Origin of the sequence: Ochrobactrum quorumnocens, from assembly GCF_002278035.1 — a bacterium.
Classification (GTDB): Bacteria; Pseudomonadota; Alphaproteobacteria; order Rhizobiales; family Rhizobiaceae; genus Brucella; species Brucella quorumnocens.
The window spans coordinates 2035777-2058967 of sequence record NZ_CP022604.1 but is presented as its reverse complement, the minus strand read 5'-3'; the positions used below and the strand labels follow the sequence as shown (position 1 = coordinate 2058967).

The following is a 23191-nucleotide window of genomic DNA, read 5'->3' as shown; positions in this document are numbered from 1 at the left end:
GGGATTCGCGTGTTGCGAGTCTGGTTCGTCTATGCTAGACGGCAATCACATTTCGGTGTTGTCGCGCTCGCGCGTCAGGGGTTACCCGGAAACATTCAATAAAATCATCTGCTTGGCCTTTCGGTCCTGCCGAATTCCCAAAAAGATGGTTTCAACGTAGAGAGCAGGTTTTTCGTGGCAGAAACGTCTTCGCTCATTTCAGGTGTCGCACAGCGCTACGCCGGATCGTTGTTTGAGCTTGCGCTCGACGCTAAATCCGTTGCTGCTGTGGAAAAAGATCTTGGTCGTTTCGAGGCGCTTCTGAGCGGAAGCGAAGACCTGAAGCGCCTGATTTCCAGCCCGGTCTTCTCTGCTGAAGACCAGCTTCACGCTATTAGCGCGATTGCTGACAAGGCTGGCATCAAGGGTCTGGTCGGCAATTTTCTGCGCGTCGTCGCGCAAAACCGTCGCCTTTTTGTGCTGCCGGGCATTATTGCCGCTTTCCGTGAGATTGCAGCTGAACATCGTGGTGAGATTTCCGCTGATGTTATTTCTGCGCACGCATTGACTGCCGCGCAGCAGAACGAATTGAAGGCAACGCTGAAGGGCGTCGCCGGCAAGGACGTGACGATCAATGTCACCGTCGATCCGTCGATCCTCGGCGGTCTTATCGTCAAAATGGGTTCGCGTCAGATCGACACGTCCCTTCGCACTAAACTTTCTTCTCTCAAGCTTGCACTGAAAGAGGTCGGCTGATGGACATCCGCGCCGCGGAAATTTCCGCTATCCTGAAAGAGCAAATCAAGAACTTCGGCAAGGAGGCTGAGGTCTCCGAAGTCGGTCAGGTTCTGTCCGTCGGCGACGGTATCGCCCGCGTTTACGGTCTGGACAATGTTCAGGCTGGCGAAATGGTCGAATTCCCTGGTGGTATTCGCGGCATGGCGCTTAACCTTGAAACCGACAATGTCGGTGTGGTTATTTTTGGTGCTGACCGTGACATCAAGGAAGGCGACGTCGTCAAGCGTACCGGCGCGATCGTCGACGTTCCAGTCGGTCCAGGCCTGCTCGGCCGTGTTGTCGATGCTCTCGGCAACCCAATCGACGGCAAAGGCCCTATCGTTGCTACTGAACGTCGCCGCGTCGACGTCAAGGCACCGGGCATCATTCCGCGTAAGTCGGTTCACGAGCCAATGTCGACCGGCCTCAAGGCTGTTGACGCTCTGATCCCGGTTGGCCGTGGTCAGCGCGAGCTGGTCATCGGTGACCGTCAGACCGGCAAGACCGCGATCATTCTCGATACCTTCCTTAACCAGAAGCCAATCCACGACAACGGCCCAGACAAAGAAAAGCTTTATTGCGTCTATGTCGCTATCGGCCAGAAGCGTTCGACTGTTGCTCAGTTCGTTAAGGTCCTCGAAGAACGCGGCGCTCTCGAATATTCCGTCGTGATCGCAGCTACTGCTTCTGATCCGGCTCCGATGCAGTACCTTGCGCCATTTGCAGGCTGCGCGATCGGTGAATATTTCCGTGACAATGGCCAGCACGCTCTGATCGGCTATGACGATCTTTCCAAGCAGGCTGTTGCTTACCGTCAGATGTCGCTTCTGCTTCGTCGTCCTCCGGGCCGTGAAGCTTACCCAGGCGACGTTTTCTATCTGCATTCGCGTCTTCTTGAACGCGCTGCAAAGCTCAACGACGAAAACGGTGCTGGCTCGCTGACGGCTCTGCCGGTCATCGAAACGCAGGGCAACGACGTTTCCGCGTTCATTCCGACCAACGTGATCTCGATCACCGACGGCCAGATCTTCCTCGAAACCAACCTGTTCTATCAGGGTATCCGTCCGGCTGTTAACGTCGGTCTGTCGGTTTCCCGCGTTGGTTCGTCGGCTCAGATCAAGGCCATGAAGCAGGTTGCAGGCTCGATTAAGGGTGAACTCGCCCAGTATCGTGAAATGGCAGCATTTGCTCAGTTCGGCTCGGATCTTGATGCTTCGACGCAGCGTCTGCTTAACCGCGGTGCTCGCCTGACCGAACTTCTCAAGCAGCCACAGTTCTCGCCGCTCAAGACGGAAGAACAGGTTGCCGTGATTTACGCTGGCGTGAATGGCTATCTTGATAAGATCGCCGTCAACCAGGTTGGCAAGTTCGAAGCAGGTCTTCTTTCTTCGCTGCGCACCGAGCACAAGGATGTGCTGGATGCGATCCGCGATGAAAAGGCACTCACCGACAACATCAAAGCAAAGCTCAAGGCAGCGGTCGACGCGTTCGCCAAGTCTTTTGCTTGAATTTTGTGACGGGATGAACGGATGCCTTCACTAAAGGATCTGAGAAACCGTATCGCCTCGGTCAAGGCGACGCAGAAAATCACCAAGGCGATGCAGATGGTCGCCGCAGCGAAGCTGCGCCGTGCCCAGGAAGCTGCGGAGGCTGCACGGCCTTACTCGCAGCGCATGGGTGCCGTCCTCGCTAATATCGCGCAAAACGTGAGCGGCGAAGACGCACCGGCATTGATGGCTGGTACGGGCAAGGACGACGTGCATTTGCTCGTCGTCGCGACTGCAGAACGTGGCCTTTGCGGCGGTTTCAACAGCCAGATTGCGCGTCTTGCGCGTGATCATGCTCGTAAGCTCCTCGCTGAAGGCAAGACGGTCAAGATTCTCACCGTTGGCAAAAAGGGCGCAGACATTCTGCGTCGTGAATTTGCCTCGCTGATCATCGACCATGTCAATTTGCGTGAAGTCAAACAGCTTGCTTTCGTGCATGCCGACCAGATCGGCCACAAGGTGATTGAGCTGTTTGAACAGGGCGCATTTGATGTCTGCACGCTGTTCTATTCCGAGTTCAAGTCGGTAATCGCACAGATTCCGACCGCGCAGCAGCTCATTCCAGCTTCGGCTGGTGATGTTGCGCAGGCGGATACTGCAGGCGATGCGATTTATGAGTACGAACCTGATCCTGCGGCGATCCTGAGCACGCTGATCCCGCGCAATATTTCGGTCCAGATTTTCCGCGCTCTGCTGGAAAATGTGGCGGGCGAAATGGGCGCGAAGATGAGCGCAATGGACAATGCGACGCGTAATGCCGGTGACATGATCAACAAGTTGTCGATCACATATAACCGTCAGCGTCAGGCTCAGATCACCAAGGAACTGATCGAAATCATTTCGGGCGCGGAAGCGCTTTAGAGTTAAGGTTCATCGCATGATCTTCCCCGAAAAGTCTGCAACTTTTCGGGATCATGCTAACGGAAGGTAAAGGATCGATGGCAAAAGCAGCGACCCCGAAAACTACCGCCGCGGCCGAAGCGAAGCCAGCAGCGGCCAAAGCTCCAGCCAAAAAGGCTCCAGCCAAGACTGCTCCAGCTAAGGCAGCTGCCGCTCCTAAGGCAGCTACGACCGGTGCAGTGGGCAAGATCACTCAGGTCATCGGCGCTGTTGTCGACGTACAGTTCGAAGAAGGTCAGCTCCCGCTGATCCTCAACGCTCTGGAAACCGACAACCTGGGCAGCCGTCTGGTTCTTGAAGTTGCACAGCATCTGGGCGAAAACACTGTTCGCACGATTGCTATGGACTCGACCGAAGGTCTGGTTCGCGGCCACGAAGTGCGCGACACGGGCAACCCGATCATGGTTCCGGTTGGCGAAGAAACGCTCGGCCGTATCATGAACGTTATCGGTGAGCCGGTTGACGAAGCTGGTCCGATCAAAACGACTGCACGTCGCGCGATTCACCAGGAAGCTCCTGAGTATATCGAACAGTCGACCGAAGCTGAAATCCTCGTAACGGGCATTAAGGTTGTTGACCTTCTCGCTCCTTACGCAAAGGGTGGTAAGATCGGTCTGTTCGGCGGCGCAGGCGTTGGCAAGACCGTTCTGATCATGGAACTGATCAACAACGTTGCTAAAGCGCACGGCGGTTACTCCGTATTCGCAGGCGTTGGTGAACGTACCCGTGAAGGTAACGACCTTTACCACGAAATGATCGAATCGGGCGTTAACAAGCTCGGTGGCGGTGAAGGCTCCAAGGCCGCACTCGTTTACGGTCAGATGAACGAGCCTCCGGGTGCGCGCGCTCGCGTTGCCCTGTCGGGTCTGACGGTTGCTGAAAACTTCCGTGACAAGGGCCAGGACGTTCTGTTCTTCGTGGACAACATCTTCCGCTTCACCCAGGCTGGTTCGGAACTCTCGGCACTTCTGGGCCGTATTCCTTCCGCAGTGGGTTATCAGCCAACGCTGGCAACCGACATGGGCCAGATGCAGGAACGCATCACCACGACGACCAAGGGTTCGATTACCTCGGTTCAGGCAATTTACGTTCCTGCCGACGATTTGACCGATCCTGCACCGGCAACGTCGTTCGCTCACTTGGATGCGACCACGACGCTTAACCGTTCGATCGCTGAAAAGGGTATTTACCCGGCTGTGGATCCACTTGAATCCACGTCGCGTATGCTCGATCCGATGATTGTTGGTGAAGAACACTACGCAGTTGCACGTCAGGTTCAGTCGATCCTTCAGCGCTACAAGTCGCTTCAGGACATCATCGCCATCCTCGGCATGGACGAACTGTCGGAAGAAGATAAGCTGACTGTTGCGCGCGCTCGTAAGATCGAACGCTTCCTGTCGCAGCCGTTCTTTGTTGCTGAAGTGTTCACCGGTTCGCCGGGTAAGCTGGTTGATCTCGCCGACACCATCAAGGGCTTCAAGGGCCTTTGCGCAGGTGAATACGATCATCTTCCAGAACCAGCCTTCTACATGGTTGGCTCGATTGAAGAAGCGATCGAAAAGGCGAAGAAGTTGGCTGCTGAAGCCGCGTAATGAATTGAGTTTTCGGCGGGCTTTCATGCCCGCCGCAAATGCCTGTTCATTTGTTTGAGCATGATCTTTTCCGAAAATCGGTTTCCACTTTCGGGATCAAGCTCTGGAAATTTAAGTGAGAACCATGGCTCAAGCTTTCCAATTCGAACTCGTGTCGCCTGAACGCCTTCTGCTATCCGCGCAGGTGACGGAAGTCGTCATTCCGGGCAGTGAAGGCTATTTGACGGCTCTTGCCGGACATTCGCCGTTGATGACGACGATCATGCCGGGTGTTGTTTCGGTTAAGCTGAGCGACGGCAAGTCCGATTCCTATGTGGTTTTTGGCGGCTTTGCCGACATTACCCCACAGGGCTGCACTGTTCTGGCCGAATCGGCAACACATGTTGACGATGTTGATCCTGCCGACATTCAGAAGCGTATCGAAATCGCTCGCAAGCATCTTGAAGATGCTTCGACGAACGAACATCGCACGAAGGCAGAGATTTTCCTGCATCAGCTGATGACACTGCAGGGAACCGTATTGCCGGCCTGAAAAGGTTAGGCTTCGGCTTCCTATACCAACAATTCTTTAAAAGCGGGCCTTGGCCCGCTTTCGTTTTTTTCACGCTCTTACTGCCGGGGATTTTTCGGCCGAACCGGCACTATGCGTTGGTTGTACCATCACGCTTGCGTGAGTTTGGTATGATCGCTTGAAAACCGTGTGCTGGCCATTTATCTCATTAATTAATTGTTAGGTCCCTAATATAAGGCTTTCACGATGAGCAGAGCAGATCTCAGTGCGGAGATGATCGACGCAATGGCGAAGGTCAATCGCAGGCTTCGCACATTGTTTGATGCTCGCGTCAAGGAGCGAGGCCTTACGCTGGCGCGTGCGCGTACTCTGCTGACGCTGATCGAACAAGAAGGCCTTTACCAGAAGGAACTGGCAGAGGTGCTTGAGATCGAAAACGCCACCATGGTTCGTTTGATCGACGGCTTGGAGCGTCAGGCTTTTGTCGAGCGGCAAGCAGTGGAAGGTGATCGTCGCGCAAAGCGCATTATGATGACCGAACAAGGCAAACAGCTCGCTGAGGAAGTCGTCAAACTTGCTGGTGATGTTCGTGCTGATTTGCTTGAAGGCATCAGTGACGAAGATCTGAGCACAGCACTTCATGTGATGCGTAAAATGTCTGACTCCATGAACAAACCACTGTAGATCGGATCGCGGTTTCGTGAACCGTCGCCCTGCCTTCGATCCACATCTGCCATTTTTTTGACATCAGCGACCGCTTAATTTCATCTCATTAAAGTTCATGGCGGAGCGTTGGAGATGCGTTACTGGTCGCAGACTGTATTTGGTCTTCTGGCCATTCTTTCCATAGCTTCGGTTCAGACGATGGATATGGGGCATGGAACACGGCATTTGTATGCTAATGCGGTCAATGACATAGGCACTGACGATGGCCTTATTTTCGATACGAGATCAACGACGGCCGTTGGCGTTAATGCCCTAGCACAAGTGCGTAATTCGTTAAGCGCAGCCTGATCCATCGGCGCTTTATTGTACTGTTAATTCAAGTCCCAAGCCGTTTTGAATTTTGCTGGATGCGGGTTCGATCTTATGGTGCAAGCGTCCGCAGATAAGCCATCAATTCACTGGCCGTGTCGCTGGCGCGCTCCGGCTCACGAGATACGATAGCTTCGATCAGGGTGGCGTGGGCATTGGCAGAACCGGTTATGCCGGTCGAGGGGCGCAGTCTAAACCAGAATCTGCGGCTATGCGTTTGTAAAGGCGCTGCCAGACGTGCCGCGTAGGGATTGCTGGCTGCTGTGCCAAGCACGATATCGAATGCTTTATCCGCATCCAGAAATAGTGAAACATCTTCGGAAGGTATGGCCTGACGCATGGCGTCCGCGGCAGCCTTGAGTCGCTCGTAATCGCGCGCGCTGCCAAAACGCGCAGCATCACGCGCTAGTACCCGCTCGACACCTTCGCGCGCATCCAGAACCTTGGTGAAGTCCGTGGGATCAATTTGCGCGATAGCAATGCCAGAACGCGGACGCACCTCAACCAGTCCTTCCCAAGCCAAACGCTGGATCGCTTCGCGAATAGGGGTTCGGCCCATTCCGGTTAACTCGATCAAGGATCGTTCGTTGACGATAGCACCAGGTTCCAGCTCAAGCGTCACAATCGAGCGCTCCAGAACGCGATAGGCCTGTTCTGCGAGGCTCTCGCTGCCCCAGCTATCAATAAGAGTCGCGGTATTTTTCGCTGTCTTGTCGTGGATGCTTGCATGTTCCATGCAGATCTAAGCCTTATAATGATAGCAATTGACAGGTTTGAACCTTACAGATATATCTGTGATATATCAATGAAGAGCGCTATGCCGTCGCAAAAATAGCAAGAATACCGATACTGAGCGATTATCATCGATAGCGAGCTTTTGGCATGGTGTCATTCCAAAAAATGGATGGACAGAACCGGTGCGAAATGCGCGAAAATAGATCAGAGTTGTAAGCTGAGGCGAATATTAGCAGACCGGTCGGGAGCCGTGCATTTATGAATTCTGATCCAAAGGGGCAACACGACATCGTCATCGTTGGAGGTGGGATCGTGGGTGTGGCCACCGCTGCATTACTGGCCGAAAAAGGTCGCGATGTTCTTGTGATCGACCGCAGCGGCATCTGCGAGGAAACAAGTTCCGGCAATGCCGCCGCCCTTGCATTTTCCGATATTCTACCAATGGCATCCAAAGGCGTCATGCGCAAGGTTCCCGGTTGGCTGATGGATCCTCTTGGGCCGTTTTCGATCCGGCCTTCCTACTTCCCGAAAATGATCCCTTGGCTTTACCGTTTCTGGCGTGCGAGCAGTGTGGAAGCACTTGAAAAGACGACAGTCGCTCAGGGCAATATGATGCGCCTTGCCGAGAGCGAGATGCTCGGGCTGATTGATCGTGCTGGTCTGCGCGATTGTCTGCGAGAAGACGGAAATCTTGAACTTTATGAAAGCGAAACAGAGCTTGCTGCGTCGCAACCCGGATGGGATGTGCGTGAGAAGGCCGGTATTGCTTATGAACATGTGCGCGCGAGCCGATTGAAGGAATTGCAGCCGGGTCTTGATGCGCGATTTGTGGCTGGCACCTTTGTTCCCGGCTGGAAGAATGTCAGCGATCCAAAACTGTTCGGTCAGGCCATCTGGGCCTATGCGGAGAGTAAAGGTGCGCGCTTCCTGCAGGCGAAGGTGGTAAATGCACAAAAGCGCAATGATGGTGCGGCTGTTCGCCTTGATGATGGTACGGAAATCAACGCATCGCACCTTGTGCTTATGGCGGGTGCGTGGTCGAAGGATATCGCCCAAGGGTTTGGCGATGCGGTGCCTCTCGATACGGAGCGCGGCTATAATACGACACTGCCGGTTGGCAGTTTCGATGTGAAGCGGCAGCTGACTTTTCCCGGTCATGGCTTCGTCATCACGCCAATGGCAACGGGTTTGCGCGTGGGTGGTGCTGTCGAATTTGGAGGCCTTCAATTGCCGCCAAACTTTGCGCGCTCAGCTGCGATGCTGAAAAAAGCCTCGATGTTTTTGCCGGGACTGAAGACAGAGGGCGGGCGGCAGTGGATGGGCTATCGTCCTTCGCTGCCCGATTCCATGCCAGTTATCGGCCGCGCATCCTCAGGTGGCAATATTTACTATGGTTTCGGCCATGGTCATCTGGGTCTCACACAATCGGCAGCGACAGGGAGAATTATCTGTGATCTCATCACAGGTTTTGCGCCTGTCATCAATATTGAACCATTCAAGCCACAACGTTTTCGGAACTGACCACCATGGCAAGACATTCTTTCTTTTGCATCGACGGACACACATGCGGTAACCCAGTACGTCTGGTGGCTGGCGGTGGCCCGAACCTTGAAGGTTCCAACATGATGGAAAAGCGCGCACATTTCTTGCGCGAGTATGATTGGATCCGCACTGGTCTCATGTTCGAGCCACGCGGACATGACATGATGTCTGGCTCCATCCTCTATCCACCGACACGTCCGGATTGCGATGTGGCAGTGTTGTTTATTGAAACGTCGGGCTGCTTGCCGATGTGTGGCCATGGTACCATCGGCACCGTGACCATGGCGATCGAGCAGGGGCTTGTGACGCCCAAGACGCCAGGAAAGCTCAATCTAGATACGCCTGCGGGGCTTGTGTCCATTGAATATAAGCAGAACGGTCAATATGTGGACCGCGTCCGTCTCACCAATGTTCCGGCCTTCCTTTATGCGGAAGGGCTGGAAGTGGAATGCCCCGATCTGGGGCCTCTCAAAGTAGATGTCGCATATGGCGGAAACTTCTACGCAATTGTTGAGCCGCAAGAAAATTACACGGACATGCAAGATTATTCCGCGTTGCAGTTCATTGCCTGGAGCCCGGTGCTGCGCGAGCGTTTGAACGAGAAATATAATTTCCAGCACCCTGAGCTGCTGGACATCAATCGTCTGACACATATTCTCTGGACGGGAAAGCCGACGCACCCTGAAGCTCACGCACGCAACGCAGTTTTCTATGGTGACAAAGCGATTGATCGTTCGCCTTGCGGCACCGGCACTTCGGCCCGAATGGCGCAGCTTGCGGCCAAAGGAAAGCTGAAACCAGGTGATGATTTCGTGCATGAATCCATCATTGGATCGCTGTTTCACGGTCGGGTGGAGCGTGCTGTGGAAGTGGCTGGAGGCAGCGGAATCATCCCGTCCATTGCTGGTTGGGCACGCATGACAGGCTACAATACCATCTTCATTGATGACCGCGATCCGTTTGCGCACGGATTTACTGTTGCGTAAAACCGGTACGGTAGGCAAAAATAGGGGGAAACTCCCTATTTTTTGTCTGTGACGCAGTGGGGAAACTATGGAATAAACGGCTCTGGGTAGGAGAAAAAAATATATACAGGGCCCTTCTTAGGGGACATAACTAGTTTGTGGAGGAAGGAAGTCATTAGTCTTTTGTCTGAGACAAAAGGGGCTTGCATTCCTTTATACAGCCGTTAGGTGTAATTATCCGGGAAAAAATGAAGTCGCACGAAATAATGATGCGGCAATAAAACCGGGTAGAGTAAAATGGGTGGCTTCTAGATGGAATATTTCTTCCAGCAGGTGATCAACGGGCTCGCGCTCGGGTCGATCTATGGCCTGATCGCCATCGGCTATACGATGGTCTACGGCATTATCGGCATGATCAACTTTGCGCATGGCGATGTCTTTATGCTCGGCGCCTTTATGGCGCTGATTGTTTTTCTAATCATCACAACATTCATAGGAGCGCTGCCGATCGCGCTCATGCTGCTTCTTATGATGGTTGTCGCAATGGTGCTGACGGGGCTCTGGAGTTGGACGATCGAACGGGCGGCCTACCGGCCTCTGCGTGGGTCGTTTCGCTTGGCGCCGTTGATTACAGCAATCGGTATGTCCATTGCATTGTCCAACTTCGTTCAAGTGACGCAGGGACCGCGCAACAAGCCGGTGCCACAGTTGCTCAACGGCTCCTACAGTATCTTTGGAACCGATGTGACGATCTCGCTTAAGCAGATTGTGGTCATTGTGGTGACGGCGGTTCTGCTGACGATCTTCTGGTATATCGTCAACCGTACATCGCTTGGGCGTGCGCAGCGTGCCTGTGAACAAGATCGTAAGATGGCGGCACTTCTCGGCATCAATGTCGACCGCGTGATTTCGCTGACCTTCGTTATGGGTGCGATGTTGGCTGCTGTCGCCGGTACGCTTTATCTCTCCTTCTACGGCGTGATTTCGTTTGCTGACGGGTTCATCCCCGGCGTCAAGGCGTTCACTGCTGCTGTTCTGGGTGGGATTGGCTCACTGCCGGGTGCTGTTGTCGGTGGTCTGCTGATCGGTCTCATTGAGGCATTGTGGTCGGCTTATTTCTCGATCGATTACAAGGATGTTGCTGCGTTCTCGATCCTCGCAATCGTTCTCATCTTCATGCCGTCCGGCATTCTTGGCCGTCCTGAAGTCGAAAAGGTGTAATCATGGCCGTACAAACAGGTTCACGCCCGGATTCCCTTTTTGCCCGGGCTATTCGTGAAGGGTTCATTGCCGGTCTTGTGGCATTGGGGCTTTTCATTCTGATCGTCGGTTTTAAAACCGAACAGAATATCAACAATGAGCTGGTGCTGCAGCAGCGTTGGGGAGCGCTCGCGATCCTCGTTGCGATGGCTGCTTTCGGGCGCTTTGGCTTTATCGCCTTCCTGCAGCCCTGGCTTGAAGCACGAAAGTTTGCGAAAGCGAGCCGCCCGACGGTTGCAGCCGGAAGCCCGTCTTTCTTCCGCAGGCATTTTTCGCAGTTCGGCGTCGTGTTTCTCTTCGTTTACCCGATCCTGATCGTCGGCATGCTTGGTTGGCAGGGATCGCTTAAGTGGGTCGATAACTTTGGCGTTCAGATCCTTATCTATGTGATGCTAGCATGGGGCTTGAATATCGTGGTTGGCCTCGCTGGCCTACTTGATCTGGGGTACGTCGCTTTTTACGCGGTGGGTGCTTATTCCTACGCGCTGCTTTCTTCTTATTTCGGCCTGTCCTTCTGGATGCTGTTGCCGATTGCAGGCATTCTGGCTGCAACATGGGGCGTTATCCTCGGTTTCCCGGTCTTGCGTCTGCGCGGAGACTATCTGGCTATCGTGACGCTGGCATTCGGTGAAATCATCCGGCTTGTGTTGATAAACTGGACGGATCTGACCAAAGGAACGTTCGGTATTTCCGGCATTGCCAAGGCAACCTTTTTTGGTCTGCCTTTCAATGCCAGCAAGGATGGCTTCGCAGCATATTTCGGTCTGACCTTCTCGGCCGCCCACTACAAGTTCTTCCTTTACTATGTGATCCTCATTCTCGCCCTGATCACAGCTCTGGTCACGATCCGTCTTCGCCGCATGCCTGTGGGTCGTGCATGGGAAGCACTGCGTGAAGATGAAATCGCTTGCCGTTCGCTCGGGATCAACACCACCACGACCAAACTCACCGCCTTTGCGACGGGTGCGATGTTCGGTGGTTTCGCCGGTTCCTTCTTTGCTGCCCGTCAGGGCTTCGTAAGCCCTGAATCATTCGTGTTCCTTGAGTCCGCTGTCATTCTCGCCATCGTCGTTCTGGGTGGCATGGGGTCGCTTGTCGGTATCGCCATTGCTGCGATTGCGATGATCGGTGGCACGGAAATCCTGCGCGAGATGGGCTTCCTTAAGGCCATCTTCGGTCCAAATTTCACGCCTGAACTCTACCGCATGCTGATCTTCGGCCTTGCCATGGTGGTTGTCATGGTCTGGAAACCACGCGGATTTGTCGGAAGCCGAGAACCAAGCGCGTTCCTTAACGAGAAGAAGATGGTGTCGGGTGCCTTTACCAAGGAAGGGCATGGCTGATGGCGGAGACAAAAAATATGGCTGGCAATGGTTCGAAAGACACCATTCTTACAGTTGAGCATCTGTCGATGCGCTTTGGCGGTCTCGTCGCAATCAATGATCTGAGCTTCGATGTGAAGCGCGGGGACATCACGGCGATCATCGGTCCGAACGGTGCGGGCAAGACGACTGTCTTCAACTGCATCACCGGCTTCTACAAGCCGACCGGCGGTATGCTGACGATGAACCGTAATACCGGCGAGAAGTTCCTTCTAGAACGCTTGCCTGATTTCAAGATCACGCAAGTGGCACGTGTCGCCCGTACATTCCAGAACATCCGCCTGTTCTCAGGTCTGACAGTTCTGGAAAATCTCCTTGTCGCACAGCACAACACGCTGATGCGCTCCTCGGGCTATACGATCCTCGGACTTCTTGGGCTGCCGGGCTACAAGAAGGCTGCCAAGCAAGCGGTTGAAAAAGCCCGTTACTGGCTCGAAAAGATCAACCTCATTGATCGTGCGGACGATCCGGCCGGTGATCTGCCTTACGGCGATCAGCGTCGCTTGGAAATCGCCCGTGCCATGTGCACCGAACCCGAAATCTTATGCCTTGATGAGCCTGCGGCTGGTCTTAATCCGCGAGAATCAGCTGAACTCAACAAGCTGCTGCTCGATATCCGTAAGGAAACGGGTACGTCGATCCTGTTGATCGAACACGATATGTCGGTGGTTATGGAAATTTCCGATCACGTGATCGTACTTGAATATGGCACAAAGATTTCTGACGGTTCGCCGGAAAAAGTGCGTAACGATCCACGCGTTATTGCAGCTTATCTTGGTGTCGATGATGATGAGATTGCCGAGCTGATCGAAGAAGCTGACAAGCCGGGTACCGGCGATCCTGCAGACTTTATCGCAACTCAGCTTGCTGTAGAGGCAATTGAGGAAGAAAAAGCTGAGGAAGCTGTTCGTTTTGCAGGCGGATTGGCAGCCGCGCGTGACGGGAAGCCTGACAATCTGACGCTCATCAAGGGCATCGGTGCAGTCAACGAGAAGAAGCTCAACGAGCACGGCATCTATCATTTCGATCAGATTGCTGCCTGGACTGAAGCCGACATCGTTCAGGCTGAAACCTATCTCGAGTTCGACGGTCGCATTTCCCGCGAAGACTGGGTGGGGCAGGCAACCGAGCTTGGTTCTGGTCAGGCAACCGAGTTTTCAGCGCGTGTTGAAGCCGGTGATGTTCCAACGAGCCATAAGACTGCTCCCGCAAAGGTAGCCAGAACCCCTAAAGGCACAAAGAGCGCCAAAGCTCCGGCAAAGCCCAAGAAGGGAGCTGAATAATGACGGCTGAAACCATGCAAATAAAGCAACCGCTTCTGGCCGTCGAAAAGGTCGAGACCTATTACGGCAACATCCGTGCGCTCAAGGGTATCGACCTGACTGTCAACGAAGGTGAAATCGTAGCGCTTATTGGCGCCAACGGTGCTGGCAAGTCCACGCTGATGATGACCATCTTCGGTTCCCCGCGTGCGCGCACAGGCCGTATTCTTTTCGGAGGCAAAGACATCACGTCGATGCCGCCACATGAGATCGCAAAGCTCCGGATCGCGCAGTCGCCGGAAGGTCGCCGTATCTTCCCGCGCATGACTGTTCTTGAAAACCTTCAGATGGGCGCCAGCCTCGATCACCAGCAATATTTCGAAGAAGATGTTGCGCTGATGTTCGATCTATTTCCGCGTCTGAAAGAGCGTATCACACAGCGTGGCGGGACTCTTTCAGGTGGCGAGCAGCAGATGCTGGCAATTGCGCGTGCACTGATGGCGCGTCCGAAGCTTCTGCTTCTTGATGAACCGTCGCTGGGCCTTGCTCCACTGATCGTCAAGCAGATCTTTGAGGCGATCAAGGAGTTGAACCGTACGCAGGGCTTGACCGTGTTTCTCGTCGAACAGAATGCCTTTGGTGCGCTGAAGCTCGCGGATCGCGGCTATGTTATGGTCAATGGATCAATCACGATGAGCGGCGCGGGCCGCGAACTGCTGGCTGACCCGGAAGTGCGTGCTGCCTATCTCGAAGGCGGAAGGCATTAAGGAGAAAAATCATGCAGGGAATTCTCTACGAAGAACCGTCATTCTGGTTGTTTTTTCTCATCACCTGTCTTCTGGGCGGTTGGGCGGCCTGGATGACCGGTCGTGCCTGTGCGCAGACCTGGCGGACTTATCCGCAGCTGCTGCTCTATCTCATCCCTTTGGGTGCAGCGGTCCGGTTCATCCATTATGCCTTGTTTGAAGGCACGCTGCTTTCGCTGCACTATTATCTGGTTGATGTGATTGTGCTGATGATCATCGGCACGGTCGGGTTTCGTTATACCCGCACCAAGCAAATGGTGCGCCAGTATAACTGGCTTTATGAAAAAGCTTCGCCTCTCAGCTGGAAGGCAAAATAATTCAAAGCTTCGCCGTTACGCGGCGGAGCTTTTTTAAAAAGATCACGCTGAAAAACAGGTTCAGCGTAGATATTGCTGGCTAATCAGCAAGATAATAAGGCGATGCAAAAACATCGTTTCGGGGTAACTATAATCGGGAGTTCAAGTAATGAAGAAATCGCTTTTCTCAGGCGTTGCTCTTGCAGCGGTGATGGCTTTCAGTGGCTCGGCTTGGGCAGATGTACTGTTGGGCATCGGCGCACCGCTGACCGGTCCAAATGCTGTTTATGGTGCTCAGATTCAAAAGGGTGCTGAAGCGGCAGTCAAGGAAATCAACGATGCCGGCGGCATCAATGGCGAAAAGATCGCGATCTCGCTCGGTGATGACGTTTCGGATCCGAAGCAGGGCATTTCGGTTGCCAACAAGTTCGCTGCTGACGGCGTAAAATACGTTATCGGCCACTTCAACTCCGGTGTTTCGATTCCGGCATCTGAAGTCTATGCTGAAAACGGCATTCTCGAAATTTCACCGGCAGCAACCAACCCGGTCTATACAGAACGCGGTCTGTGGAACACGTTCCGTACCTGCGGCCGTGACGATCAGCAGGGCATCGTTGCCGGTCAGTATATCTTCGACAACTTCAAAGATGCCAAGATTGCTGTGATCCATGACAAGACACCTTATGGTCAGGGTCTTGCCGACGAAACCAAGAAGAAGCTTAACGAACTTGGCGCAAAAGAAGCACTTTATGAAGGCGTAAACGTCGGTGAAAAAGACTTCTCCGCTCTTATCGCCAAGATGAAGCAGGCTGGTGTGACGGTTGTTTACTGGGGTGGTCTCCACCCAGAAGCTGGTCTCATCATCCGCCAGCTCGCTGATCAGGGTCTGAAAGCCCAGTTCATCTCGGGCGACGGTATCGTGTCGAACGAACTGGCTTCGATCGCAGGTCCTGCTGTTGAAGGTACGCTGAACACGTTTGGTCCGGACCCACGTAACGCCCCAGCCAATGCTGAACTCGTCAAGAAGTTCCGCGATGCTGGCTTTGAACCAGAAGCCTATACGCTCTACTCCTATGCAGCGGTGCAATCTCTGGCAGGCGCAGCTAAGGCTGCTGGCAGCAATGACCCACAGGAAATTGCCAAGGCTCTGCGAGAAAAGGGTCCATTCCCAACCGTTCTGGGCGATCTTGCTTATGATGAGAAGGGTGATCCCAAACTCCCAGGTTACGTAATGTATAAGTGGGAAAAGGGTGCTGACGGGAAATATAATTACATCCAGCAGTAATATTCATTCAGAATTGTTGCGTTAAGCTAAAGAATGCCCGGACATGTGCCGGGCATTTTTATTTCATAAAATCTATACTCGCATGAAGTCATGCGAAAAAAGCATCATAATTAGATAATAATGTGGGTAGACAAGCGCAACATAAGCCATTCTACCTATAACAACGATATTGTTCGGTGTAAATCACGGTGAGCAATTTGTTCCCTGGAGGAGGGGTGAGGGCATGTCGCGATCTGATTAAGACAGCGCAACGCTCTGACATTTTGAGTTTACGCGCATCTTTTCCGAAAGCCGTTTCACTGTTTTCGGGGGCGCTCTAATGGGAGTAATTGAAATGAAGAAGTCCTTATTCTGTGGCGTGTGCTTTTCTGCTCTTGTTGCGATGGGCGGAGCGTCTTTCGCTGATGTGCAGCTGGGCGTTGGTGCGCCCTTGACCGGCGGTCAGGCTGCCTACGGCGACCAGATCAAGCGTGGCGTTGAAGCGGCTGTCGCAGAAGCAAATGCTAAGGGCGGCATGAATGGAGAGCAGATCACCATCGTTTATGGCGACGATGCTGCCGACCCACGTCAGGGTATTTCGGTTGCAAATAAGTTCGTCGGCGATGGCGTGCAATTCGTAATTGGTCATTTTAATTCTGGTGTCAGCATTCCGACATCGGATATTTATGCTGAAAACGGCGTACTGATGATTGCGCCAGGCACCACCAATCCGACCTTCACCGAGCGGGAATTGTGGAACACTTTCCGCACCTGCCGTCGCGACGACCAGCAGGGCATCGTTGCGGGCAAGTACATTGCCGACAATTACAAGGACGGCAAAGTCGCAATTCTGCACGACAAGACGCCTTATGGTCAGGGTCTTGCCGATGAAACGAAGAAGTCACTTAATGCCAATGGCAAGGAAGAGACGCTCTACGAAGGCATCAATCAGGGTGACAAGGATTTCTCGGCTCTGATCTCCAAGATGAAGGCCTCAGGCATCACTGCCGTTTATTGGGGCGGCATGCATCCGGAAGCAGGCCTGATTATCCGCCAGATGGCCGATCAGGGCCTGAAGGCTCAGTTCATTTCGGGTGATGGCATCGTGTCGAACGAACTGGCCTCTATCGCTGGTGATGCAGTGTCGGGTGTTCTGAACACATTTGGTCCAGATCCGCGTGACGACGCAGCGAATGCCGATCTGATCAAGGCGTTCCGCGACAAGGGGTTTGAGCCTGAGGCCTACACCTTCTATGCATATGCGGGTGTTCAATCGCTGGTGGATGCGGCCAATGCGGCCGGAAACAATGACCCGCAGTCAGTTGCCGAAGCCATGAAGAGCAAAGGTCCGTTCAAGACCGTGCTGGGCGATGTATCCTATGATGCAAAGGGTGATCCAAGCCTTTCTCCTTATGTCATGTTTGAGTGGCGCAAGGGAGATGACGGCAAGTATAATTACTTCCAGAAGAAATAAGGCTGATTGAGGCAGACTCAACTGCCAATGGGGTGCTGAGCAGTGTTCAGCTTGCTGAATGTATTATTTATTCAGTAACATTGTGCAGATTGCCTCATATATTAGCATATTTTGCTTCAAATTTCAGCAGATTGCCCGACTTTTGGTCGGGCATTTTGTTTTTATCTCCTGATTGCACAGTTTGTTTGCGCTGGCCCATTTTGCGGGTTAAGCAAAGGCACATTTTTCATTGCAGCCTGGGAGACCTGCCTTGTCCATACGTAAAATACTGGTCGCCAATCGTTCAGAGATTGCCATCCGCGTGTTCCGTGCAGCCAACGAGCTTGGCATAAAAACGGTTGCGATATGGGCTGAGGAAGACAAACTTTCGCTGCATCGTTTTAAAGCGGATGAGAGCTATCAGGTCGGTCGCGGACCGCATCTGGAGCGCGATCTTGGGCCAATCGAAAGCTATCTGTCGATTGATGAAGTGATCCGCGTAGCCAAGATTTCGGGCGCGGATGCCATTCATCCGGGCTATGGCTTGTTGTCGGAAAGCCCTGAGTTTGCCGATGCTTGTGCTGAAAACGGTATTATCTTCATTGGCCCGAAGCCTGAAACCATGCGTCGTCTTGGCAACAAGGTGGCCGCGCGCAATCTCGCGATCGAGATTGGCGTTCCGGTTGTACCTGCAACTGATCCGCTGCCAGACGATATAGCAGAAGTAAAGAAGCTTGCGGCCAAGATCGGTTATCCTTTGATGCTGAAAGCGTCATGGGGCGGTGGTGGTCGCGGTATGCGTGCGATCCGTGCCGAGGAAGATCTGGCGCGTGAAGTGACGGAAGCCAAGCGCGAAGCCAAGGCAGCGTTCGGCAAGGATGAAGTCTATCTCGAAAAGCTCGTCGAACGTGCGCGTCACGTCGAAGTGCAGATTTTGGGTGATACGCATGGCAATGCGGTTCATCTTTATGAGCGTGATTGTTCGATCCAGCGCCGTAATCAGAAAGTGGTGGAGCGTGCGCCTGCGCCTTATCTCAATGATGCGCAGCGTCAGGAACTGGCCGGACATGCGCTCAAGATTGCGCACGCAACCGATTACATCGGTGCTGGCACGGTCGAATTCCTGATGGATGCCGATACGGGCAAGTTCTACTTCATCGAAGTGAACCCGCGTATTCAGGTCGAGCATACCGTTACGGAAGAAGTGACGGGCATCGATATCGTCAAGGCGCAGATCCATATTCTGGAAGGTTTTGCCATTGGTACGCCAGAATCGGGTGTGCCTGAGCAGAAAGATATTCGTCTCAACGGTCATGCGCTGCAGTGCCGTATTACGACTGAAGACCCTGAGCACAACTTCATTCCTGACTATGGTCGCATTCAGGCCTATCGCTCGGCATCGGGTTTCGGCATTCGCCTTGACGGCGGCACGGCTTATTCGGGTGCGGTCATTACCCGCTATTATGATCCGCTGCTGGTGAAGGTGACAGCTTCTGGTTCGACACCGCTTGAAGCGATCCGCCGTATGGATCGCGCGCTGCGCGAGTTCCGCATTCGCGGCGTTGCGACGAACCTTACTTTCGTGGAAGCGATTATCAATCACCCAAGCTTCCTGGCGAATGACTATACAACGCGCTTTATCGACACGACGCCTGAACTTTTCACCCATATGAAGCGTCAGGATCGTGCGACCAAGCTTTTGACCTATGTGGCTGATGTGACCGTCAATGGTCACCCGGAAACCAAGGGTCGCGCCGAGCCGTCGAAAGATGCCGCAACGCCGGTATTGCCGTGGTTTGGTGATCGTCCGGTAGTGGATGGCACCAAGCAGTTGCTCGACAAGCTTGGGCCGAAAAAGTTTGCCGAATGGATGCGTAATGAAAAGCGCGTTCTCATGACCGACACGACGATGCGTGATGGCCATCAGTCTTTGCTGGCTACCCGCGTGCGTACCTATGACATTGCGCGTGTGGCAAATGCCTATGCACAGGCGCTGCCGAACCTGTTCTCGCTGGAATGCTGGGGCGGGGCAACCTTTGATGTGTCCATGCGCTTCCTAACGGAAGACCCATGGGAACGTCTGGCAATGGTGCGCGAAGGTGCACCGAATATCTTGCTGCAAATGCTGCTGCGCGGCGCCAATGGCGTTGGCTACAAGTCTTACCCGGACAATGTGGTGAAGTACTTCGTGCGTGAAGCTGCACGTGGCGGCATGGATATCTTCCGCGTGTTCGACAGCCTCAACTGGGTTGAAAACATGCGCGTGTCGATGGATGCTATTCTGGAAGAGGATAAGCTCTGCGAAGCAGCCATCTGCTATACAGGCGATATTCTCAATCCGGACCGCGCCAAATACGACCTTAAATATTACGTCGATCTGGCCAAGCAGGTTGAAAAGGCCGGCGCGCATATCATTGCGCTGAAGGATATGGCGGGGTTGTTGAAGCCTGCGGCTGCACGTGTGCTTTTCAAGGCGCTGCGTGAAGAAACCGATCTGCCGATCCATTTCCACACCCATGATACGTCGGGTATTTCAGCGGCAACGGTGCTTGCAGCGGTTGATGCAGGTGTCGATGCCGTCGATGCGGCGATGGATGCCTTCTCCGGCAATACCTCACAGCCGTGCTTGGGATCAATTGTTGAAGCACTGCATGGAACGGAGCGCGATCCGGGTCTTGATACGGAAACGATCCGCCGCATTTCATTCTATTGGGAAGCAGTGCGCAATCAGTATGCGGCCTTTGAAAGTGATCTCAAGGGACCTGCTTCGGAAGTTTATCTTCATGAAATGCCGGGTGGTCAGTTCACCAACCTCAAAGAACAGGCGCGTTCGCTTGGCCTTGAAACCCGCTGGCATGAAGTGGCCCAGGCCTACGCCAATGTGAACCGCATGTTTGGCGATATCGTCAAGGTCACACCATCCTCCAAGGTGGTGGGAGACATGGCGCTGATGATGGTCTCTCAGGACTTGACCACGGCAGATGTCGAAAACCCGGACAAGGACATTGCTTTCCCGGATTCGGTTGTTTCGATGATGCGCGGTGATCTCGGTCAGCCGCCTTCGGGTTGGCCAAAGGCACTTCAGAAGAAGATCCTGAAAGACGAAAAGCCGTTCACTGTGCGCCCGGGCTCGCTGCTTCCGGCTGCGGATCTTGATGCAGAACGCAAGTCGGTTGAAGAGACTGTTGGCCGTGAAATCAGCGATCAGGAATTTGCTTCCGCGCTGATGTACCCAAAGGTCTTCACGGACTATGCTGCGGCACAGGAAAATTATGGCCCGACCAGTGTTCTGCCAACGCCGGTTTACTTCTATGGCCTGAAGCCAGAAGAAGAAGTTTTCGTTGATCTGGAGCGCGGCAAGACGCTTGTTATCGTCAATCAGGCGATGAGCGAGACGGATGAGAAGGGCATGGTGACTGTGTTCTTCGAGCTCAATGGTCAGCCGCGCCGCGTAAAGGTGCCAAACCGCGCCAAGGGTGCGTCAGGTGGCGTCAAGCGCAAGGCAGAACTGGGCAATGACAAACAGGTCGGCGCGCCGATGCCGGGTGTTGTGTCTACTGTTGCTGTCTCGCAAGGGCAGAGTGTGAAGGCAGGCGATGTGCTGCTTTCTATTGAAGCCATGAAGATGGAAACGGCTCTTCGTGCCGAACGCGATGGTGCAATTGCCGAAGTTCTGGTCCGCCCCGGTGAGCAGATTGATGCGAAGGATTTGCTCATCGTTTATAACGACTAAGCTCGCTTATTTTACTGATCGAACAACGCCGCGTCCTGCAAAGGGCGCGGCGTTTTGGTTTTGGTTTGCGTCATCACAAAAATCTGGTATGCACGTTTGTACCGATTCATGCGTGTTTATGCATGTTAATAGGAAGGCGATTATGACCGAGCTTTTATTGCATGAAAGACAGGCGCACATTCAGGCGCTGCTCGACCAGTCAGGGCGTGTGCTGGCGAGTGAGTTGGCTGAGTCTTTTGGCGTATCGGAAGACACGATCCGCCGCGATCTGCGCGAGATGGCGGCTGCAGGTCTTTGCAAGCGTGTTTATGGTGGTGCACTGAAGGCAGCACCTTCTTACGCGCCGCTTGTTGAGCGCGATGGCGAAAGGCCAGAGGCGAAAGCAGCGCTTGCTACGGCTTTGGCCGGATTGATCGAACCGGATACAACAGTGTTTCTGGATTCGTCGTCAGCCAACCTTGCCCTCGCCCGTTTGCTGGTGGATCGCGGCGATCCGCTGACTATTGTCACCAACACGCCGTCCATCGCTGCTATCCTTCTGCAATCAGAAAACATTGATGTGGTCATGATAGGCGGTCCTATCGATCGCCGCGTCAGTGCAGCTGTTGGCGCCCGTGCTCTGCGCGATGCAGAACTGGTGCGGCCTGATCTTTGCGTGCTGGGTGCCTGCGGTATCGCTGCAGAAATAGGTGTAACGGCGCTTCATCTCGAAGATGCAGAATTCAAGCGGGTGATTGCAGGTCGCAGCCGTAAAGTTGCCCTCGCTATCACGACAGAAAAGCTTGGTACGGTTGCTGCTCACGATGTCGTCTCACTTGATGATGTGAGTGTCATGGTTGTCGAAGACGATGTGGATGAAGATGTGCTTGCGCCTTATACGGCGTTAGGCCTGAACATAGTATGCGCGGCACAGGGCCGTAACTGAGGACCAAATGGAACAGACTGCCGGACGAAATGATGTGCTGAATGACCGTGCGCCTATCGTGACCAGAGAGCGTATCGCTGTGGCGCTGCTCTTTTTGATGAATGGCTATATCTTTGGCGGCTGGGCACCGAAAATTCCCGAGTTTGCAGGGCGTCTCGGGCTCGATACCAGTGGTATGGGATTGATGATTCTCGTCTTCGGTGTTGGCTCTCTGTCGATGATGCCGGTGGCCGGTGCACTGTCTGCGCATCGCGGTTCGGGCGCGGTCGTCAAGCTATTTGCAATCGGACTTATCCCCGCTTTGCTGATTATTGCGCTTGTGCCGAATATCGTCACAGCTGTGATTGTCATGTTCTATTTTGGCGGCATGATCGGTGCGATGGATGTCGCAATGAACGCCAATGCAGTCGCCGTTGAGAAGAACATGCGCCGGGCCATCATGTCGTCCTGCCATGCATTCTGGAGTCTTGGTGGTCTGATTGGGGCAGCAACGGGCGGCTTTCTCATCGCGCATGTCGGCTCGACTATTCATGCGCTGATTGCGACCGTTGTGGCAGCAGGATTGCTGATTTTTGCATGGTCTTCGATTGTCGCGGACAAGTTTCATCATCCAAGCGGCGAGAAGCAGAAGCTGGTGCTGCCACGCAATGCGCTGCCATGGCTGGTCGGCATTATCGCTTTGTTCTCGATGATCCCGGAGGGCGCGATACTTGATTGGGGCGCATATTATCTGCGCGATGAAATGGGTGCGTCAGTGACGGTCGCTGGTTTTGGCTTCGCAGCTTTCTCCATGACCATGGCGATCATGCGCTTTGCAGGCGATATCGTCCGCGACCGTTTCGGCGCGATCAACACGCTACGCTTCTGCACTTCGATTGCGATTGTCGGCATGGTGATCGTCGGACTGTCGAGCCATCCTTACGCGGTGATCTTTGGCTTTGCCATTTGCGGTATCGGCATTTCCAACATGGTGCCGATAGCCTTCTCGATTGGCGGCAATCTGCCGGGCATCAATCCAAGTGTTGGCCTGTCGATTGCCACCACCATGGGCTATTCCGGTATGCTGGTTGCGCCTTCGCTGATCGGCTTTGTCGCCAAGCATAGCGGTTTCAGTATTGTGTTTTTGGCACTGCCTGTTCTGTTGCTGGTCGTTCTCGCGTTTTCAGGACTGGCGAAGTATGCGGATAGTTCACACTAAAAGCATTTCCCACAAAAGTGCGAAGCGGT

The 23191-nt window shown here is 53.8% G+C and carries 20 protein-coding genes; 19 read left to right on the top strand and 1 reads right to left on the bottom strand.

Translation table 11 applies throughout. From position 1 onward, the window contains the following. Nucleotides 1-174: 174 nt before the first annotated feature. From CES85_RS19500 to CES85_RS19470, 7 genes are all read left to right on the top strand, one after another. Nucleotides 175-735 carry a F0F1 ATP synthase subunit delta gene (locus CES85_RS19500; RefSeq protein WP_095447396.1) on the top strand — a complete coding sequence of 187 codons (561 nt, stop codon included), beginning with the start codon at nucleotides 175-177 and terminating at the stop codon, nucleotides 733-735. After that, nucleotides 735-2264, top strand: a complete 1530-nt coding sequence (atpA, locus tag CES85_RS19495; protein ID WP_024895799.1) for a F0F1 ATP synthase subunit alpha — start codon at nucleotides 735-737, stop codon at nucleotides 2262-2264. Before CES85_RS19500 ends, atpA begins: the two co-directional genes overlap by 1 nt. Nucleotides 2265-2285: 21 nt before the next feature. Beyond that, nucleotides 2286-3164 carry a F0F1 ATP synthase subunit gamma gene (locus tag CES85_RS19490; protein ID WP_095447395.1) on the top strand — a complete coding sequence of 293 codons (879 nt, stop codon included), beginning with the start codon at nucleotides 2286-2288 and terminating at the stop codon, nucleotides 3162-3164. A gap of 77 nt (nucleotides 3165-3241) precedes the next feature. After that, entirely contained in the window at nucleotides 3242-4795 is a 1554-nt protein-coding gene (atpD, locus tag CES85_RS19485; RefSeq protein ID WP_095447394.1) for a F0F1 ATP synthase subunit beta, read from the top strand. A 124-nt stretch (nucleotides 4796-4919) separates the two neighbouring features. Further along, complete coding sequence (locus tag CES85_RS19480) at nucleotides 4920-5327, top strand: F0F1 ATP synthase subunit epsilon (protein WP_095447393.1); 408 nt, start codon at nucleotides 4920-4922, stop codon at nucleotides 5325-5327. A 225-nt stretch (nucleotides 5328-5552) separates the two neighbouring features. Further along, a complete protein-coding gene (locus CES85_RS19475) occupies nucleotides 5553-5990 on the top strand; it encodes a MarR family winged helix-turn-helix transcriptional regulator (protein ID WP_095447392.1) in 438 nt (145 codons plus the stop codon). A gap of 114 nt (nucleotides 5991-6104) precedes the next feature. After that, nucleotides 6105-6320, top strand: coding sequence for a hypothetical protein (locus CES85_RS19470; protein ID WP_095447391.1), 216 nt, complete (start codon nucleotides 6105-6107; stop codon nucleotides 6318-6320). 73 nt (nucleotides 6321-6393) lie between these two features. On the opposite strand, the gene CES85_RS19465 is transcribed toward CES85_RS19470, so the two are convergent. Beyond that, nucleotides 6394-7077 (bottom strand): GntR family transcriptional regulator, encoded by a 684-nt coding sequence (locus CES85_RS19465; RefSeq protein ID WP_095447390.1) that lies wholly within the window; start codon nucleotides 7075-7077, stop codon nucleotides 6394-6396. A gap of 257 nt (nucleotides 7078-7334) precedes the next feature. Here CES85_RS19465 and CES85_RS19460 point away from each other — a divergent pair, with 257 nt between their 5' ends. The 12 genes from CES85_RS19460 (at nucleotide 7335) to CES85_RS19405 (ending at nucleotide 23162) form a co-directional block, all read left to right on the top strand. Continuing rightward, complete coding sequence (locus CES85_RS19460) at nucleotides 7335-8597, top strand: NAD(P)/FAD-dependent oxidoreductase (RefSeq protein ID WP_095447389.1); 1263 nt, start codon at nucleotides 7335-7337, stop codon at nucleotides 8595-8597. A 5-nt stretch (nucleotides 8598-8602) separates the two neighbouring features. Further along, on the top strand, nucleotides 8603-9604 hold the full coding sequence (locus CES85_RS19455) for a 4-hydroxyproline epimerase (protein WP_095447388.1): 1002 nt from the start codon (nucleotides 8603-8605) through the stop codon (nucleotides 9602-9604). Nucleotides 9605-9895: 291 nt separating this feature from the next. After that, nucleotides 9896-10804, top strand: a complete 909-nt coding sequence (locus CES85_RS19450) for a branched-chain amino acid ABC transporter permease (RefSeq protein ID WP_094505617.1) — start codon at nucleotides 9896-9898, stop codon at nucleotides 10802-10804. A 2-nt stretch (nucleotides 10805-10806) separates the two neighbouring features. Next, on the top strand, nucleotides 10807-12186 hold the full coding sequence (gene livM, locus CES85_RS19445) for a high-affinity branched-chain amino acid ABC transporter permease LivM (RefSeq protein ID WP_095447387.1): 1380 nt from the start codon (nucleotides 10807-10809) through the stop codon (nucleotides 12184-12186). 17 nt (nucleotides 12187-12203) lie between these two features. Beyond that, nucleotides 12204-13508 (top strand): ATP-binding cassette domain-containing protein, encoded by a 1305-nt coding sequence (locus CES85_RS19440; protein ID WP_095447979.1) that lies wholly within the window; start codon nucleotides 12204-12206, stop codon nucleotides 13506-13508. Continuing rightward, the gene (locus CES85_RS19435; protein WP_095447386.1) at nucleotides 13508-14254 is read left to right on the top strand and encodes an ABC transporter ATP-binding protein; all 747 of its coding nucleotides are present in this window, start codon (nucleotides 13508-13510) and stop codon (nucleotides 14252-14254) included. Before CES85_RS19440 ends, CES85_RS19435 begins: the two co-directional genes overlap by 1 nt. 11 nt (nucleotides 14255-14265) lie before the next feature. Then, nucleotides 14266-14610 (top strand): DUF6867 family protein, encoded by a 345-nt coding sequence (locus CES85_RS19430; protein ID WP_024895786.1) that lies wholly within the window; start codon nucleotides 14266-14268, stop codon nucleotides 14608-14610. A 148-nt stretch (nucleotides 14611-14758) separates the two neighbouring features. Next, the gene (locus CES85_RS19425) at nucleotides 14759-15874 is read left to right on the top strand and encodes a branched-chain amino acid ABC transporter substrate-binding protein (protein WP_095447385.1); all 1116 of its coding nucleotides are present in this window, start codon (nucleotides 14759-14761) and stop codon (nucleotides 15872-15874) included. Between the two features lie 334 nt (nucleotides 15875-16208). Further along, the gene (locus CES85_RS19420; protein ID WP_095447384.1) at nucleotides 16209-17327 is read left to right on the top strand and encodes a branched-chain amino acid ABC transporter substrate-binding protein; all 1119 of its coding nucleotides are present in this window, start codon (nucleotides 16209-16211) and stop codon (nucleotides 17325-17327) included. Between the two features lie 250 nt (nucleotides 17328-17577). Further along, the gene (gene pyc, locus CES85_RS19415) at nucleotides 17578-21039 is read left to right on the top strand and encodes a pyruvate carboxylase (protein WP_095447383.1); all 3462 of its coding nucleotides are present in this window, start codon (nucleotides 17578-17580) and stop codon (nucleotides 21037-21039) included. Between the two features lie 118 nt (nucleotides 21040-21157). Further along, complete coding sequence (locus CES85_RS19410; protein ID WP_191793439.1) at nucleotides 21158-21964, top strand: DeoR/GlpR family DNA-binding transcription regulator; 807 nt, start codon at nucleotides 21158-21160, stop codon at nucleotides 21962-21964. 7 nt (nucleotides 21965-21971) lie between these two features. After that, nucleotides 21972-23162 carry an MFS transporter gene (locus CES85_RS19405; protein WP_095447382.1) on the top strand — a complete coding sequence of 397 codons (1191 nt, stop codon included), beginning with the start codon at nucleotides 21972-21974 and terminating at the stop codon, nucleotides 23160-23162. The last annotated feature ends 29 nt before the right edge of the window (nucleotides 23163-23191 follow it).